Annotated in this window: 15 protein-coding genes and 1 pseudogene; 10 read left to right on the forward strand and 6 right to left on the reverse strand. The window is 35.6% G+C overall.

The features are described 5' to 3' along the window. Positions 1–2: 2 nt before the first annotated feature. A complete protein-coding gene (gene mazG, locus IPP64_04285) occupies positions 3–770 on the reverse strand; it encodes a nucleoside triphosphate pyrophosphohydrolase (GenBank protein MBL0328634.1) in 768 nt (255 codons plus the stop codon). Between the two features lie 156 nt (positions 771–926). On the opposite strand from mazG, the gene IPP64_04290 reads away from it, so the two are divergent. From IPP64_04290 to apaG, 5 genes are all read left to right on the forward strand, one after another. After that, positions 927–1,994 carry an acyloxyacyl hydrolase gene (locus IPP64_04290; protein ID MBL0328635.1) on the forward strand — a complete coding sequence of 356 codons (1,068 nt, stop codon included), beginning with the start codon at positions 927–929 and terminating at the stop codon, positions 1,992–1,994. A gap of 12 nt (positions 1,995–2,006) precedes the next feature. Further along, a complete protein-coding gene (locus IPP64_04295; protein MBL0328636.1) occupies positions 2,007–2,735 on the forward strand; it encodes a DUF2807 domain-containing protein in 729 nt (242 codons plus the stop codon). A 180-nt stretch (positions 2,736–2,915) separates the two neighbouring features. After that, positions 2,916–3,473, forward strand: a complete 558-nt coding sequence (locus IPP64_04300) for a hypothetical protein (protein ID MBL0328637.1) — start codon at positions 2,916–2,918, stop codon at positions 3,471–3,473. After that, positions 3,463–4,833, forward strand: coding sequence for a DUF5103 domain-containing protein (locus IPP64_04305; GenBank protein ID MBL0328638.1), 1,371 nt, complete (start codon positions 3,463–3,465; stop codon positions 4,831–4,833). The genes IPP64_04300 and IPP64_04305 overlap by 11 nt, the downstream gene beginning before the upstream one ends. Before the next feature lie 194 nt (positions 4,834–5,027). Then, positions 5,028–5,423 carry a Co2+/Mg2+ efflux protein ApaG gene (apaG, locus tag IPP64_04310; GenBank protein ID MBL0328639.1) on the forward strand — a complete coding sequence of 132 codons (396 nt, stop codon included), beginning with the start codon at positions 5,028–5,030 and terminating at the stop codon, positions 5,421–5,423. Positions 5,424–5,485: 62 nt separating this feature from the next. Here apaG and IPP64_04315 read toward each other — a convergent pair whose 3' ends face one another. The 4 genes and pseudogenes from IPP64_04315 to IPP64_04330 form a co-directional block, all read right to left on the reverse strand. Then, positions 5,486–5,938, reverse strand: a complete 453-nt coding sequence (locus tag IPP64_04315; GenBank protein MBL0328640.1) for an NUDIX domain-containing protein — start codon at positions 5,936–5,938, stop codon at positions 5,486–5,488. Between the two features lie 39 nt (positions 5,939–5,977). Beyond that, a pseudogene (mnmD, locus tag IPP64_04320) lies at positions 5,978–6,671 on the reverse strand (tRNA (5-methylaminomethyl-2-thiouridine)(34)-methyltransferase MnmD). Between the two features lie 98 nt (positions 6,672–6,769). Then, complete coding sequence (locus tag IPP64_04325) at positions 6,770–8,827, reverse strand: OmpA family protein (protein MBL0328641.1); 2,058 nt, start codon at positions 8,825–8,827, stop codon at positions 6,770–6,772. Positions 8,828–8,871: 44 nt separating this feature from the next. Further along, entirely contained in the window at positions 8,872–9,933 is a 1,062-nt protein-coding gene (locus IPP64_04330; GenBank protein MBL0328642.1) for a tetratricopeptide repeat protein, read from the reverse strand. 213 nt (positions 9,934–10,146) lie between these two features. Here IPP64_04330 and IPP64_04335 point away from each other — a divergent pair, with 213 nt between their 5' ends. From IPP64_04335 to IPP64_04345, 3 genes are all read left to right on the forward strand, one after another. Continuing rightward, positions 10,147–11,979, forward strand: a complete 1,833-nt coding sequence (locus IPP64_04335) for a DUF885 domain-containing protein (GenBank protein MBL0328643.1) — start codon at positions 10,147–10,149, stop codon at positions 11,977–11,979. A 77-nt stretch (positions 11,980–12,056) separates the two neighbouring features. Further along, entirely contained in the window at positions 12,057–13,175 is a 1,119-nt protein-coding gene (locus tag IPP64_04340; protein MBL0328644.1) for a M42 family metallopeptidase, read from the forward strand. An 86-nt stretch (positions 13,176–13,261) separates the two neighbouring features. After that, positions 13,262–14,134 (forward strand): hypothetical protein, encoded by an 873-nt coding sequence (locus IPP64_04345; protein MBL0328645.1) that lies wholly within the window; start codon positions 13,262–13,264, stop codon positions 14,132–14,134. On the opposite strand, the gene IPP64_04350 is transcribed toward IPP64_04345, so the two are convergent. Further along, the gene (locus IPP64_04350) at positions 14,124–14,921 is read right to left on the reverse strand and encodes a hypothetical protein (GenBank protein MBL0328646.1); all 798 of its coding nucleotides are present in this window, start codon (positions 14,919–14,921) and stop codon (positions 14,124–14,126) included. The two genes, IPP64_04345 and IPP64_04350, sit on opposite strands and share 11 nt — an antisense overlap. A gap of 96 nt (positions 14,922–15,017) precedes the next feature. Here IPP64_04350 and IPP64_04355 point away from each other — a divergent pair, with 96 nt between their 5' ends. Together IPP64_04355 and IPP64_04360 are read left to right on the forward strand one after the other, a co-directional pair. Continuing rightward, the gene (locus tag IPP64_04355; GenBank protein ID MBL0328647.1) at positions 15,018–16,553 is read left to right on the forward strand and encodes a GH3 auxin-responsive promoter family protein; all 1,536 of its coding nucleotides are present in this window, start codon (positions 15,018–15,020) and stop codon (positions 16,551–16,553) included. Next, entirely contained in the window at positions 16,550–17,167 is a 618-nt protein-coding gene (locus tag IPP64_04360) for a LysE family transporter (protein ID MBL0328648.1), read from the forward strand. The genes IPP64_04355 and IPP64_04360 overlap by 4 nt, the downstream gene beginning before the upstream one ends. Position 17,168 lies beyond the last annotated feature (1 nt).

Here is a 17,168-nt window from a genome sequence, read left to right on the forward strand (position 1 = left end):
GGCTATAATTTTTTGGCTTTATTCCAATACACATCCATTTCGGCTAAGGTCATATCACTAAGCGGTTTCCCGATCTTTGCCGCCTCTGATTCCAGGTATTGAAAGCGCTTGATGAATTTTTTATTTGTTCTTTCTAAGGCGTCTTCCGCATTGATATTTACAAAACGAGCATAGTTAATTAAAGAAAACAATACATCTCCAAACTCATCTTCTATTTTCTCTTTCGATGCATTGGTGTCTATTTCGTGTTTCAATTCAGCAATTTCTTCCTGAACTTTTTCCCATACTTGTTCGGGTTTTTCCCAGTCGAATCCAACAGCACGGGCCTTTTCCTGAATCCGAGATGCTTTAATTAGGGAAGGTAAAGATTTAGGAACCCCGGCTAAAACGGATTTATTTCCTTCTTTTAGTTTCAGTTTTTCCCAATTTTCCTTCACATCTTGTTCATTTTCTACTTTCACATCTCCATATATATGAGGGTGTCGGCTAATTAATTTTTCACACAAAGCGTTGATTACATCAGCGATATCGAATTCGTTTGTTTCGGAAGCAATACGTGCATAAAAAACAATGTGCAACAAAACGTCTCCCAATTCTTTTTTAATGTTAGGTAAGTCATTGTCTAAAATCGCATCGGCTAACTCGTAGGTTTCTTCAATTGTTAAATGGCGCAAGGATTCGATTGTTTGCTTTTTGTCCCAAGGACATTTTTCTCGCAATTCATCCATAATTATCAATAATCGCTCAAATGCCTTTCGTTTTTCTTCCATATTCGTTTTTGTCATGATATTCTTTAAATATCAGCTAAAATAAGCATTATTCAAATCAAATTAGAATGTGTTTTAGCCAATATTTTTAATAATTTTGCAATTCAATGTTTACTTTAAAGAAAATAATTAAAGCACGGTTTTATTGCTGTTTTGAGTTTGTTCTTAATACAAACTTCCGGTGTGGCTCAAGGTCGACCTAAAGAAGATTTTATTCTTATGGGAGATGCGCATGTTGGTTATATCATTAGCCATCGAGGAAGTATCGTCCATTTAATTAAAGGCCAAATTGGAGGAGGAGAGCTTACTTATGTTTTTAGAACCTGTGGTAAAAGATCCTGGCAGCCGATTCATGCTTTCCCGGAGTTTGGATTAAGCTATATGCATCTCTATCTCGCCAATCCTTCTGAGATTGGGAATCTGGATGCCCTTTATCCATACATGAATTTAAGATTGAATAAGCAGAAGCGGAACTTTAAAATGTATTTGCGTTTAGGGTTGGGTATTGCAAATATGTCGAAACCTTTTGATCGCCTTACAAATTCAAAAAACAACGCTATTGGTTCTCATATAAACGGATATGTGAATATTCGTTTAAGCTCGTCCTATATGTTGAGTAAATCATGGCGCCTGGATTCAGGGATTGGTTTAACCCATGCATCCAATGGAGCGATAAAAACGCCAAATTTAGGTTTAAACATGGCCACTTTAAATTTGGGTGTGGGTTATGTATTCGGAAATAAAAATCTGGAAATGTGTAAGGATTCGGTGATGCCGAAAATCAAAAAAAGATGGCATCCTTCTGTAATTGGGATTGTAGGATTTAAAGAACTAGAGCAACCTTTAGGAAATAAATATATGGCTTATGGATTAAGTGGAAACTTATATTATTCGGCAAGTTATAAGAACAGATTTGGCACCGGAGTCGAATTTGTATATAGTAATGAAACGAGAGTGAAGTTAGAAAGAGATTCGGCATCTACTGAGCGAATAAAAGATGTGCTTAAAATAGGTGTGAAGGCAGGTTATTCTTTTAACATCGATCGAATTTCAATTCCCATCGATTTTGGATATTATGTTTTTCAGAATGATAATTTAAAAGAAAAATTCTTTCATAGGCTGGGAGTTCGATACATGGTTACAAAGCATGTGATTGCAAATGTAACGCTTTATACTCATTGGGCAAAAGCCGATTATTTTGAATGGGGTTTAGGATATGAATTTTAACGAAAATAAAGAATGAGATTTTTAACGTTTATTTCAGTTGTTTTTATTTTATTTTCTTCCTGCAAAAAGGAAAATAGATGCGATTGCATTAAACGCACAGGGCCAATCATTACTGAAATCAGAACTGTTCCTCCTTTTAACAGGATATTTACTGAACAAGATGTAGATGTATTTATTACGGAGGATGTGGTTTCTGAGGTAAAGGTAGAAGCCGGAGAAAATATTGCTCCTTTAGTTGAGACAGTTGTAGAGGACGGAATATTAATTATTCGGAATAAGAACCGATGTAATTGGACCAGAAGTTATAAGAAACCATTAAACGTTTATATAAAAACTCCTGGGTTGAAATATATACATTCCAATGGTAGTGGAAACATAAAATCGCTCAACACCATTTCTGTGGATTCGTTTGATGTTCAAATTGAAGGTGCTGGAGACATTGACTTAACAGTAAACAATAATAAAGTCATTTCTCATATATATGGAATAGGAAATTTAACCTTGCGAGGAAATACAAATGAACACGCTTGTAGCATAGGAGGATCCTCTTTTTTATATGCTTCTGAATTGAATACAGGGTATACTTACCTTCATACCTTTACACTGGGTTTGAGCTATATTAAGGCATCGGGTTTATTAATTTATAGGATTGATAACAAAGGAGATGTATATTGCTACGGAAATCCTGCCTCAATTCAGGAGGCCGGGAGGGATGGAACAGGTGTTTTACACATTCAATAACGAATCAGTATGTTTAAATGGAATAAAATAAAAATTCATTATTTGCTTCGGCTGACCGTTTTTTGGTTTTTATTTTTTGCACTTTTTCGAATTATTTTTATTGTCTACCATCATGCTAAGATACCTGATGGCCAGCACTCAGAAACGAGTTTGAGTTTTTTATATGCACTTCAACTAGATTTGGCAACTATCAGTTTGATGTTGGTGGTGCCATATATTTTATGGTCGTTTCAGCAGTTTTATAAGAACAAATGGTTGCATCAAATCAATTTGGGTTATAATATTTTGTTGATTTCAATGGTTTCTGTTCTGAGTATATTCAACATTAAAATTTATGGCGAATACGGAGCCATGATGGATACGGAAGATTTGGTCTATTTAGTTTATCCGAAAGAAGCGGTTACTTTTTTGTCGGTTTGGTCGTTATTACTTTTGTTAGCTTCTGCCGGTTTTTTTGCATACATCGGCATTCGAACTTATCGCAGAAATATCACGAGCTTTTCTCTCCCTTTTGAAAATAAAACAATTAAAATCGCTCAGATTGTTCTTTTTCCTATTTGTTTGTTTTTGGGTGTTACATTTGGCTCAGGGGCAATAACAGAAAATGCGAAAGGCGTTAATTATTCGCATATCAAAATCAATAATGATATCGCTACCAATAACATTTGGTATTTAGGGAATAGTATTTGCAATAGAAAAAATACCCAACTATTAAACGACCACCTGAATGAGCAATAAGTCGGTGCATATTTTTTTTTATACATTATTCCTCAGCATATGCTTTGTTCACTATTCGTTTGCCCAAAAAGATAAGAAAGTTAGTTTGTGGAAGTCGTTGAATACTCCTACCGCAAAAGATAGTGCTGCCGATGATTATTATAACGACAATACACTTCGTTATGAAGATTATGTTTACAAAAAAAGTATTAAAACGGTTGAACTTCGTGATGAGAGTTTTATTTTGACAAAAGCTATTTTAAGTTTGGGTTCTGAAGAAAAATTAAAATTGAGTTTTGATGATTTAGATGCCGATTTAAAGAACTATTCGTATACCATTATTCATTGTAATTCAAATTGGGAGCCTTCTGATTTAATGCCCAATGAATACATTGACGGCTTTATCGAAAATTCAATCAACGATTATCGTTATTCTTTTAATACGTTGCAAAAATACACACATTATAACGTTACATTTCCGAATAGCTCTTTGCGCATAACTAAATCTGGGAATTATCTTTTAAAAGTATATCAGGATAATAATCCGGAGAATCTGATATTAACGAGACGGTTTATGGTTTTTCAAAATCGAATCATGATTGAGTCAAATGTTGCTGCAGCAAGTATTATTGAAGATCGATTGTTTAAGCATGAGATTGATTTCAAAATTAATTATACCGGTTATCAGGTGAATAATCCTTATGGAGATTTGAAAATCGTATTGACTCAAAATGGAAGATGGGATAATGCAAAAATAGATTTGAAACCCATTTTTGTAAAAGATAAAGAGCTTGTGTACGATTATGATGAGCAAAATGTATTTGCCGGAGGAAATGAATTTCGGATTTTTGATATTCGGAGCATTCGTTATCATTCCGAAAGAATTTACAAAGTTAAAACCGACTCGCTTGGAAATCATGTTGAATTGTATACCGATGAAAAAAGAACGTTCAAACGTTATTATTCACAACCGGATATGAATGGTGATTTTTTGATTAAAATTCAAGAAGGGAATAATAGTGATGTAGAGGCCGATTATTGTTATGTCACTTTTTTTCTTCCTTATGATATTCCATTTACAGACGGTAATTTATATGTGTTCGGTGCTTATAATGCATGGCGGTGTTCAACTGAAAATTTAATGCATTATAATCCGAAACGTTTTGGATATGAATGTACATTGTATTTGAAGCAAGGATACTATAATTATGAATATGCATTTTTGAAAGATGGAGAAAACGCTGCAGATGAAACAGTGATTGAGGGGATGCATTATGATACAGAAAATGATTATACCATTTACGTTTATCATCGTCAACCCGGATCGTTTTATGATCAACTGATTGGTGTGAAACGCCTAAATTCAATGAAGCAGTATTGATTTTTTACCGCAGAAATACTCCGACTGACCTCATTCAAAAAACTTCGAAGCAACTTTCAAGGTGGAAAAGCGTCTATAGATTAGAGAATTAAACTGATACCGTGTTGAAAACCTTTTGGTCCAATACTTGTTTGTATCTGATAGAATTGTCTAATATTGTACCTATAAACCAAACATTATTAAACTTATATGTTATGGGAACACAAACTACTCTAGTAACGCATGGAATAAAAATTAGCGTTGAAACCATGTTTCAAAGTGAACATTCCGTTGCCGAACACCGTCATTTTTTATTTTCTTACCGTATCACCATTGAAAACAAGAGTGAATATACTGTGCAACTCATTTCACGTCATTGGGATATTTATGATTCAAGCAGCGAACACAGTGAAGTAGATGGAGAAGGTGTGGTTGGTGAACAGCCAGTTTTGGAACCCGGTGAAGTATTTGAATACGAGTCAGCTTGTAGTTTAACTACGGATATGGGTAAAATGAGCGGAAGGTATATGATGGAGCGGAAAATTGACAAAGCTCGTTTTTACGTAACAATACCTGAATTTGAATTAATTGTTCCGCAACGATTAAATTAATTTAGAAATACATCCCCTAAAAGGCCCTTTACTTTTAATAAGTAAAGGGATTTTTTATGAATTTATTTAGCTCTTGTTTGAAGCAACTTGCCAACAATTTTGTCAATCGGTAATGTAAAGTCCTTTTCGGAGGCGGCTCTAAGATCCAACCATCGAAAGGTTTGTTCGTGTTGTTGGCCACCAATAAAATCAAATATTTTGTCGGTTGTTTTAATTTCAAAATTGCCAATTGGTTTAACCAAATAATAAATGCTTACGATTTGGTGCTCCGGATTGTAGGCAGATACTTGCATGTAATCCGTTGTGTAAAAATGTTCGATTACTTCTACCTCATTGTTCGTTTCTTCCATGAATTCTCGTATGACGCATTCATGTGTTCCTTCACCAAATTCCAATCCACCGCCAGGAAATTTTGTGATTTTATGACCTTTGATCAATTCGTCAGAGATAAGCACCTGCGACTGATCATTAATTAAAATGCCGTAAACACGAATGATGAATTTGTTAATTGCCATAGTGTGAAAGTAAGTTTAATTTTTTTGCGTCATTGCGAATTATTTGATTTTCCCAGCTCTCACCATTTCTCTCTTTCTAGGAGGGCCTAGGTAATGTTTCAACCACAAAGCCTACTTTTTTCAATGTGCGTTTTACTTCTCCTTTTGCACAATAGGTTACCAAATATCCGTCTTCATTTGTAACGTTGTAAATTTTCGAAAACACTTCTTCTACCCACATTTCGGGTTGTACTCTTGGCCCGAATGCATCGAAAAATATTAAATCAAATGTGGTTTGAAACTCAATTTCTTGTAATGTGTTTTTGATTTTAGTCAAATAAAACTGATTGCTGATTGCAACTTGCTTTTCCCAGTCAGCAGCATGTATCTTTTGAAACAGTTGTTGGGTTTCATCTTTGCTTTTGTTTTCAATTTTCGAAATCAGTTCCACATAATTCAAATTATTGGTAATGTCAGATGTAAGAGGAAATGCTTCCAACGTTGTATAATGAGTTGATATGTTTAATTTTTCAGCTTCCAAACTGGTTAAGAGTGTGTTTAAGCCGGTACCAAATCCGATTTCTAAAATGGAAATTGTTTTGTACCCTTTATGGATTAAATGGTGAATGCCAGTTTTGATAAAAACATGTTGTGCTTCTTGGATTGCACCATGGATGGAGTGGTAGTGTTCATCCAACTCTTTCACATACAAGGAGTGAGAGCCATCTGCTGTTGTTATGAATGTTGGTTGCATTGTTCTGATTGCTCCGAAAGCACTTCGACTATGCTCTGCATGACAATTCTGTGTCAGCGGAGCATAGTCGAAGACTTGTATAATTAAGTGGTGTTTGTTTATTTACTTAAAATCTTGAATTCCGTTCTTCTGTTTAATTGTCGTCCTTCATCCGTATCGTTTGTGGAAATTGGTTGTTCTTCTCCATATCCAACAGACGTTAATCTGTTAGCAGCGATACCCGCTTTTACCAGATAATCCAAAACGGCTTTTGCACGATTGTTAGAAAGTGTTTTGTTGTATTCGTCAGCACCTTTTGAATCGGTATGGCCGGAGATTTCAATTTTTAAAGTAGGCACATCGTTTAATAGTTTTGTCAAACGCTCCAACTCGTTGGTTGATTCAGGTCGCAAGGTTGCTTTATCAAAATCAAAGAAAATGTTCTTCAAGATAATTTTACTACCCACTGCAATGTTTTTTAAGGCAACATCTTTCACAACTTCCTGGTATGCGGCAGTATTTGGGATGTCAAAATTTTCAGAGTGAAATAAATAATTTTCTTTCTTCACAGCAATACCATAGTTTCTTCCTGCAGGCAACGAAACGAGGTACTTCCCTGTAGAACTATTGGAAGTGAAACTTGCAATTACTTGGTTTTTTAAATTGTCCACAATTTCAATGGTCGCCTCCAAAGGTTGTTTGGTCAAATCATCCGTGATTACACCTTTTAAGATTGTTAATTGAGCTTCCTTAATTGCTAAAACTGGAGCAATAACAGTTTCTTTTACCGGTGCCGCTTGGCTAGCCAATAAGTTGTCTTCATTGTTCATGATCATTGGTTTTTCCGCACCTAAAAACGTAATCATGTAAATGTCTTTTTCTCCATATCCATTTGCATTAAAGGATGCATAGTAACCATGTTTACCACTTGCAGAAGTAACAAAGAAAACGTCATCATCCGGAGTATTTACAGGATAGCCGATGTTTTCTGGTTCCGACCATGTTTTGGTTTCAGTGTTGTATACAGATTTAAAGATATCGTAACCACCCATACTTTTATGTCCTTGTGAACTAAAGTAAAGTGTTTTACCATCCGGATGAAGAAAAACACCTTCTTCACCGTATTGTGTATTGATTGTTGGTCCAAGGTTGACAGGTTTGCCCCATTTCCCTTTTTCATCTTTTGTTGACACATAAATATCTCGGTCACCCAATCCACCTTCTGGTTTATCGGTTACAAAGTATACCGATTTTCCATCGGGCGTATAACAAGCAGATGATTCATGATAAGAAGTGTTGATGTTCTTGTTCATATGATCCGGTTTACTCCATTTGTCTCCTTTTAATTCGGATTCATATAAATCGCCATTGTTATTTCCGATATAAATTAAGAATTTTTGACCATCAGCAGATAAGCCGGAGTTTGCATCATGGTTGTCGGTGTTAATCGGTGAGCCCATGTTGATAGCTTTTGTCCATTTGCCGTTTACACGAGTAGACATATAAATATCTTCATAATACTCATTGATTTCCGGGTCAATTTTTTCACCGGTACTGCCGGTTCTTCTGGAGGTGAAAATCATTACCGATTCGTCTGCAGAAATTACCGGTCCATAATCAGGGAATTGAGAGTTTACATCCGGACCTACATTGTCGATAAATACACGAATTGGATTTTTAACCATTTCTTTTCCCGTTAAACATTGACTGATATGAACATTTACATCGCCCATTACCAGTGCTAATTCTTCGCCCTTTAAAGTTTTTTGAAATGTTTGAAATGCTTTGATTGCTTTGTCCCAGTCCATATTTAGGTGGTAAGCTTTCCCTAATAGGTAATGGATTTGAGGATCTACTTCAGGATTTAGTTGAAGTGCTTTTTCCAAATAGGGGATGGATTTTAGTTTGTAGTTCGAATACAAATAACACTTACCGATTTTGTAATTCAGTAATGCATTATTCGGATTGAATTTTTGAGCTGCCAAATAATATGGATCCAAGGCTTGTTTGTAGAATACGGTTGCCATCGCAAAAAATTCATCTCCTTTTTCAAGGTTCCGTTTTGCTTCTTTCAATCCATCTTTATCATCCTTAAAGTTATCTTTGGTGAATTCAATATTTTGTGCAAAGGAAGTAGTTGAAAGTAATATTGAAAGTATGTATATCAGTTTTTTCATGTGCAGTTTTTTTAATTTTTAATTTTAAAAAATTCGATTTAAAATTATTTACAATCGCCTGAATAATTTCTTGCTGTTTCTACTCCAAGCTCAGCAGCTTTTTTCCAGTCGGCACAAGCTCCTGCATTATCTCTTAGCATTTCTTTTGCAATTCCTCGGTTGAGATAGGCATAACCATAGGAGGCATTGATCTGAATTGCTTTTGTACAATCTTCGATGCTGCCTTTGTAATCTTTCAATTTATACTTTGCATACGCACGATTATTTAGAGCAAATGCATAATCCGATTTAAGTTGAATGGCTTTTGAGAAATCGTCAATAGCACCTTGATAATCGCCATTGTCTAATTTTGCACTTCCACGGTTATTGTAAGCTACATAATAATCTTTTTTAAGATTAATCGCTTCTGTATAATCGCTGATAGCGCCTTTGAAGTCGCCTTGTTTGCGTTTTGCACTTCCTAAATTATTATGAGTAAAAGCCATTTCGGAGTTGGCTACAAGTGCTTTGTTGTAGTCTGAAATTGCGCCTTTTAAATCATCCATCTGACGTTTTGCACTTCCTCTGTCGTTATACGCATAAGCATAATCTGGTTTGATGGTAATGGCTTTTGTGAAATCATCAATAGCGCCTTTGTAATCGGCATTTTCAAATTTTATCCCACCTCTGTAATAATAGGCTTGTGCATAGTCTGGTTTTATATCAACCGTTTTGGTGTAATCGGCAATGGCACCGTCTTTATTACCGAGTGCATATTTGGATTGTGCGCGACTAAAATAACTATCTGCAGTTTGATTGATGGTTAATGCTTTGTCGAAGTCGGCAATGGCACCATTATAATCCTTCATTTCGAACTTCGTTGTTCCGCGGTTATAAATGGCTCTTTCAAAATCCGGCTTTAAAGCAATTGCTTGGTTGAAATCATTTAAAGCACCGCTGAAATTTTTATTTGCAAAATTGGCAATGCCGCTATTGTAAAATTTTTCTGCATCTTGGGATCCATCGTCCAACACTTTTGCTTTTACGATACTATCCGTTTGAGCAGTTGCTATAGCTTGAATAGCCATAGCGCAAACGAAAGCCAGTAGTAGTTTTTTTACGTTCATTGTTTTATCATTTTAGATAGCATAAATATAGCAAGTTTTTTCAATATTAAAAAAGGTTGGTTTTTTTTCAAAAATTGTAAGTGTAAACGATGTAAATAATCGTAACAAAAGCTTAAGTTTACAGATAAATGAATAGGAAAAGCTGTTTTTGGAAGTTTTTGCCGTTCGTCAAATAATTCCGTCAGGGATTGTAATATTTAATATCATTGTAGTATGAAAAAAATTAGTTTTAGCAGCCTTATTATCCTCTCCGTCCTTCTTGCGTGCAATCCTGTTCAGCAAGATCCGGCAGATAAGAAAGAATATACATCTGAAGAAATTGCTTTGGAAAGTAAGAAAGTGAATGCGTTTTTTGATCGCGTTTTTGATGCAAGAATTGATCGTGATCCGATGCAGCAATCTTTTTTTGGCATTAAAAAGGATTATGATAAATGGCCGGATATTAGTGAAAGTAATGTTGCTAGCGAATTAGAGATTACGAAATCCAATTTGGATTCGCTGCATGCAAATTTTAAACTAGAAGCACTGGATGAGCAAACTCAAATCAGTTATCGCTTGTTTGAAAAAGCTTGTAAAGATGCGGTAGAAAATTATCAATGGCATTTGTATGATTATCCCGTAACCCAGATGGGAGGCTTGCATGCAGATGTTCCTACTTTTTTAATTAATGTGCATGCTGTCACGTCTACTGCAGACGCAGAAGCATACATTTCCCGTTTAAATGGAATGAGTCGATTGTTTGATCAATTGATTGAAAATTTAAAGTTGCGAGAAGCAAAAAGTATTATTCCTCCCAAATTTGTTTTTCCTTATGTATTAAATGATTGCAAAAACATGACGACCGGTCAGCCTTATGATAAAGCAGGAACGGTGAATCCATTGTTGGAAGATTTTATGAATAAGGTGAATGCCTTGGATTGTAAAGGTGAAGAGAAGTTAGCCTTAATCGAAAAATGTACGGAAGCGCTAAGGTCGTCTGTAAAACCGGCTTATGAAAAATTGGTTGCTTATTGGGTAGAATTAGAGAAAAAGTCGACTACAGATGATGGTATCTGGAAGGTTCCTAGTGGAGATGCGTATTATGATTTTGCATTGAAGCAAACCACCACCACCAATTTAACTGCCGATGAAATACATGAAATCGGTTTAAAAGAGGTAGCTCGAATTCACGAGGAAATGAAAGTGATTATGAAAAAGGTGAATTTTAAAAGCAATAATTTGCAAGCCTTTTTTGATTTTATGCGCGAGGATAAACAGTTTTATTATGCGAATGATGCTGCAGGAAAAGAAGCATATCGCGTAAAAGCGGTGAAAATTATTGATGATATGAAATTGGAGTTGGACAAACTATTTAAGACAAAACCGAAAGCAGATATTGTAGTTAAACCTGTAGAAGCGTTTCGTGAAAAATCAGCTGGTGGCGCGTTCTACGAAGATCCGGCAATAGATGGTTCACGCCCTGGCAGGTATTATATCAATTTGTACAACATGGCCGACCAAGCAATTTATCAAATGGAAGCATTGGCTTATCATGAAGGAATTCCAGGGCATCACATGCAAATTGCAATTGCACAAGAACTAAAAGGAATTCCGAAATTTAGGATGCATGGTGGAAACACCGCTTACATCGAAGGGTGGGCATTGTATTCAGAATTAGTTCCGAAAGAAATCGGCTTTTACCAAGATCCATATTCGGATTTCGGACGATTGGCGATGGAGCTATTTCGTGCAGCTCGTTTGGTAGTTGATACCGGAATTCACCGTAAAAAATGGTCGCGTGAGCAAGCATTGGCCTATTTTAAAGAAAACACCCCGAATCCAGAAGGAGATAATAAAAAAGAGATTGAACGCTATATTGTATGGCCTTCTCAGGCGACAGGATATAAGATTGGGATGAACAAAATTTTAGAATTGCGTGAAAATGCCAAGAAAAAATTAGGAAATAAGTTTGACATTCGTGAATTTCACGATGTCGTTTTAACATCCGGTCCTGTTCCGATGGATGTGTTGGAAGAAATGGTGAATAATTGGGTGGCGAAAAAATAGAATACATGTACGTTTCTGCTACAGTGCAGAACTCACATTAACGGCAAGATACTTACAGAGAAAATAAACAAAATAAAATGGCAAAAAAAACATCTCCTAAATCAAAAGCATCCAAATCGATTTTAAATACAAAGTCGCTAGATTTTTTAAAAGCATATTTAAATAATGCTTCACCGACTGGTTTTGAAAGTGAAGGACAAAAATTGTGGTTAGATTATATCAAGCCATATACCGATGATTATTTTACCGATAATTATGGAACAGCCGTTGCTGTGATTAATCCAAAAGCAACATTCAGAGTGGTGATTGAAGCACATGCCGATGAAATATCTTGGTTTGTACATTATATAACAAATGATGGTTTTATCTATCTAAGAAGAAATGGTGGCAGCGACCATATGATTGCTCCTTCTAAACGTGTGAATATTCATACAGATAAAGGAATTGTGAAAGCAGTTTTCGGTTGGCCGGCTATTCATGTGCGTGACGCAGCCCGTGAAGAAGCTCCTTCCTTAAAAAATATTTTCTTGGACTGTGGATGTGCTACAAAAAAAGAAGTGGAAGCTTTGGGTGTGCATGTTGGTTGTGTGGTGACCTATGAAGATGAGTTTATGGTTCTAAACGATACGTATTATGTTGGTCGTGCTTTGGATAACCGAGTAGGCGGTTTTATGATTGCAGAAGTTGCTCGTTTGTTGAAAGAAAGTAAAACGAAATTACCTTTCGGATTGTATTTTACAAATTCAGTGCAGGAAGAAGTCGGATTACGTGGTGCGGAAATGATTACTCATACCATTAAACCGAATGTGGCCATCATTACAGATGTTTGTCATGATACCCAATCACCAATGATGAATAAAATATCCAGTGGAGATTTGGCTTGTGGAAAAGGACCTGTTTTAACTTACGGACCGGCAGTACAAAATAATTTGTTGAAATTGATTTTAGATGCAGCAACGAAAAAGAAAATTCCTTTCCAACGTGCCGCTGTTTCTAGAGCCACAGGAACAGATACAGATGCTTTTGCTTATTCTGTTGGCGGTGTTCCTTCTGCATTGATTTCATTGCCTTTGCGTTATATGCATACAACCGTTGAAAGTGTGCATAAACACGATGTGGAAAATGTAATTAAATTAATTTTTGAATCCTTGAAATCAATCAAAAATAATCACGATTTCAAATACAATAAAAAATAATGAAAGGGCGCAAGCCCTTTTTATGTTGTCCATTTTTGGAACTTTATAAATCTTTTCTCGTAAGAGAAAACCGTTAAATTGTCTACATGAATAATAAAACTTCCTTGTATTTATTCTTATTACCTGTTCTATCATTGCTTATTTCTTGTGGCAACGATTCAAATATTCCGGAAGGAATAACCAACTCTAACGATTCTATTGCTTTAAAACAAACAATATCTCCTTCTGTTGTAGCGCCTAATTACGAAATGGTGATCAGTGATATTCCATTTCCGTTTGAAATACTGGATAATTTATATTCTAAGAATGTCCCTTTTAATAAAAAGGCCATGAACGATATTGAAAATATTGAGAATTGTAATTTGTATAATTCCAAAGCAATGAATTTAGGTATCTATGGTGCAGATTTGGCGTATGCTGTTACTTATGAGGACTTTCAGTCGATTGGGGCATATGTGAAAACAATAAAACGTTTGGCCGATGAATTAAATATTCCTTATGCTTTTGATCAGACCATGATGGATAAATATTCTAAATTCAAGGACAATAAAGATTCTCTCACAAAAGTCGTTTACGATTCGTACAATCAGGTTGATAAATCCTTAAAGAATGATGAGCGTGTTGGAATGGCTGCTTTGGTTGCTACCGGAAGCTGGTTGGAGGGTTTGTATATTTCTACTAAAACGTTTATTGATGCTCCTAAAACAAAGGATAATGCTTCTTTGTACAAAGTTATATATGAGCAAAAGCAAAGCTTGAAGATTGTAATAAAGTTGTTAGATGAGTATAAAAGGGATGCTTATGTTTCAGAAGTTATCGAAGAGTTGAATGGAATCACTTCTGAATACAATAACATTACTTCCGATGTTACGATGAATGAAAAGCAGCTAATTACACTTCGGACTAAGATTGAGGCACTCCGCAACAAGATTGTAGAAGGTGTTGTAATTACTTTTTAATTCCCATTAAAAAAGAATTTAGTTCTTCCAGTTCGTCTGTATTGATTAAGTCCACGCCACAATTCAGTAATTCGTTCCAAACATTTTTATTTTCGGGTGAAGCCCATAATCGAACCAGTTTTCCTTGCTGGTGCGCTTGATTTACAAGCGCTGTCAATTTTTCCTTTTCTGCTTTCGGAATTTCTCCTTTTCCTTTCCAACTCAATACATTCGAATATTTTGTACTCACCATGAAACATTGTGTGGAATCTAATGTGCTTTCTAAATTCATTAAACTCAAATCGATAAAATAATTTCTGGAAGTATCTTTCTGAACTGAAAAATAGGGTACATGTCCGGTTATCACAACAGTAACAGCATTTAAGCTGATTTTTCCATTTTTAAACGTGCTTAAAATGGATTTGTATTTTTCTAAATATTTTTTTAATGCAAGGTGTGTTTTATATCCATCGGTTTTTACATCGATGAGCAGAAGAATCGATTCGGTACAATTTTTATAAACATGCCCATTGTTTTTCTGACAACTATCCAGTAATGGTTTTAAGTAAAGGCTTTCTAAGGTTTTATGCTTTTTAAAAATAGGACGGGTATGTGAAACAATTAATTCATTGTCGACTAAAAAAATATCCGCTTCAATGCTTGCAAATTTATGTCGCAATGCATCCGACAAGGGATGCTGGTGTTTATAATCATTATGCGCATGTGCATTTTTTAGGATACAATCTTGCGCAATAACAATATTTGCCGAAAGAAGAAGGAAAATGATTGCCGTTTGCCTGATTAGCATCTTTGTTTAAATATGATTGATATTACCTCCTAAAAATGATGAAATTTTGTTTTAAATTACTATTTTAGTGAAAATTTATTAAAATTATTTCAGAGGATGGCAATCATAGGGTCGGTCATAAAGCGGTCGTTTGAAATTAGAGAACGCTTACCCAAAATCCGAAAAAAGGACGGGTATAAGCAACAAACGAAGGTCTTAAAAAAATTACTCGCAAAAGCAGAGTTTACTGCTTTTGGTGAACATTATAATTTCTCGAAAATATTAGGAGCGGATGATGTGATTACGGCCTTTCAAAATACCGTTAAAACACACGACTATAACTCCATGTTCAAGAATTGGTGGTATCGTGCTAAGGAAGGTGAGCCCAACGTCTGTTGGCCGAACAAAATAAAATATTTTGCCCTTAGCTCCGGCACTTCTGAATCCTCCAGCAAATATATTCCTGTTACTACGGATATGCTGAAAGTGATTCAAAAGGTAAGCCTTCGACAAATGATTTCGCAAGTGCATCTAGGTTTACCAAAGGAACATTTTGAACGTGGTGTTTTGATGGTGGGTGGCAGCACCGATTTGAAATACAATGGTATCTATTATGAAGGAGATTTGAGCGGTATTACTACCAGCACCATTCCTTTTTATGTGCAAGGGTACAATAAACCCGGTAAACGCATTGCACGTGAACGCAATTGGGAATCGAAATTAGAAGAGATTGCAAAGAATGCAAAAGACTGGGACATCGGCATTGTTTGCGGTGTTCCTGCTTGGATTCAGATTTTGTTTGAAAAAATTATTGCCGATTACAATGTGGAAACCATTCACGATGTTTGGCCCAATTTAAATGTATACATCCACGGTGGTGTTTCCTTCGCTCCCTACAAAAAAGGTTTTGAAAAGTTATTGGCTCGTCCGATTGTCTACATGGATACCTATTTGGCTTCTGAAGGGTATATCGCTTTTCAAACACGACAAGAATCGGAATCGATGAAGATGATGTTGGATAATGGGTTGTTCTATGAGTTTGTTCCTTTTAATGAAAAGAATTTTGATGAGGACAGCAATATTGTGGAAAATCCGGAGACATTGCACATTGATCAAGTGAAAGAAGGAGTGGAGTATGCGCTTTTGATTACGACTTGTTCCGGTGCGTGGCGATATTTGATTGGGGATGTGGTGAAATTTACTTCTCTTGAAAAAGATGAAATCATTATTACCGGTCGTACCAAACATTTTTTGAGTTTGTGTGGCGAGCATCTTTCACAAGACAATATGAACCGTGCGATTGAATTGGTGTCTGCTGAATTAAACATCGACATCAAAGAATTTACTGTTGCCGGAATTAATTATGATACCATGTTTGCACACCATTGGTTTATTGGTACAGATGATGCTGTTGACGCAAAAGTATTGCGCAATCGAATTGATGAAACACTAAAAGAGTTGAATGACGATTATAAAGTTGAAAGAATTGCCGCTTTAAAAGATGTTATTGTGGACGTGTTTCCTAGCAGTGTGTTTTACGATTATATGAAAACGAAAGGTAAGTTGGGTTCGTCAAATAAATTTCCGCGTGTATTAAAAAAGAACCAACAGTTGGATTGGGAATCATATTTAAAGATAAGAAATAAGGAATGATTTTTAAGGCCATTTTTTCGGGATTAACACTCGGACTAGCGCTTGCATTGTCGCTGGGGCCATCCTTTTTTGCATTGATACAAACCAGTACCAAACGCGGTTTCCGACCGGCATTTTGGCTGGCATTTGGTATTTTTTTAAGTGATATTCTTTGTGTGTTTTTGGCTTATTTTGGTGTTGCTCAGTTTTTAGATAGCCCACAAAATAAAATTTATGTTGGATTGATTGGTGGAACTGTGCTGGTGATGTTTGGCTTTTTTAGTGTGTTTCAGCGAAAAAAAGTAGAAAGTGGAAATGTGGAAGTGAAAGCGGTGAGCATGCCCATTTATGTTACTAAAGGCTTTTTTCTAAACTTGCTGAATCCGGTGGTGATTGGCTTGTGGATGGCTTGTGTGGTAACTGTGAGTTCAAATAAAGACTATACCTTCATTCACATTTTACTGTTCTTTCTTGTTTCCTTAACCACTGTATTTCTTACGGATGTGTTAAAGGCTTATTCAGCAAATAAAATTAGTCGTTTTTTGAGTGAAAAGGTATTGCGAATTATTAGCATTATTGCCGGCATCATCTTAATGATTTCCGGAGTTATCATGATTTATAAAGTGTTTGCTTAAA

The organism is Bacteroidota bacterium, from assembly GCA_016722565.1.
Lineage (GTDB): Bacteria > Bacteroidota > Bacteroidia > 2-12-FULL-35-15 > 2-12-FULL-35-15 > 2-12-FULL-35-15.

Excerpts from the sequence above, each read along its gene's own strand:
- mazG (MBL0328634.1), bottom strand. The coding sequence starts at position 770 with ATGGAAGAAAAACGAAAGGCATTTGAGCGATTATTGATAATTATGGAT.
- IPP64_04295 (MBL0328636.1), top strand. The coding sequence starts at position 2,007 with ATGAGATTTTTAACGTTTATTTCAGTTGTTTTTATTTTATTTTCTTCC.
- IPP64_04305 (MBL0328638.1), top strand. The coding sequence starts at position 3,463 with ATGAGCAATAAGTCGGTGCATATTTTTTTTTATACATTATTCCTCAGC.
- apaG (MBL0328639.1), top strand. The coding sequence starts at position 5,028 with ATGGGAACACAAACTACTCTAGTAACGCATGGAATAAAAATTAGCGTT.
- IPP64_04315 (MBL0328640.1), bottom strand. The coding sequence starts at position 5,938 with ATGGCAATTAACAAATTCATCATTCGTGTTTACGGCATTTTAATTAAT.
- IPP64_04325 (MBL0328641.1), bottom strand. The coding sequence starts at position 8,827 with ATGAAAAAACTGATATACATACTTTCAATATTACTTTCAACTACTTCC.
- IPP64_04330 (MBL0328642.1), bottom strand. The coding sequence starts at position 9,933 with ATGAACGTAAAAAAACTACTACTGGCTTTCGTTTGCGCTATGGCTATT.
- IPP64_04335 (MBL0328643.1), top strand. The coding sequence starts at position 10,147 with ATGAAAAAAATTAGTTTTAGCAGCCTTATTATCCTCTCCGTCCTTCTT.
- IPP64_04340 (MBL0328644.1), top strand. The coding sequence starts at position 12,057 with ATGGCAAAAAAAACATCTCCTAAATCAAAAGCATCCAAATCGATTTTA.
- IPP64_04345 (MBL0328645.1), top strand. The coding sequence starts at position 13,262 with ATGAATAATAAAACTTCCTTGTATTTATTCTTATTACCTGTTCTATCA.
- IPP64_04350 (MBL0328646.1), bottom strand. The coding sequence starts at position 14,921 with ATGCTAATCAGGCAAACGGCAATCATTTTCCTTCTTCTTTCGGCAAAT.
- IPP64_04355 (MBL0328647.1), top strand. The coding sequence starts at position 15,018 with ATGGCAATCATAGGGTCGGTCATAAAGCGGTCGTTTGAAATTAGAGAA.
- IPP64_04360 (MBL0328648.1), top strand. The coding sequence starts at position 16,550 with ATGATTTTTAAGGCCATTTTTTCGGGATTAACACTCGGACTAGCGCTT.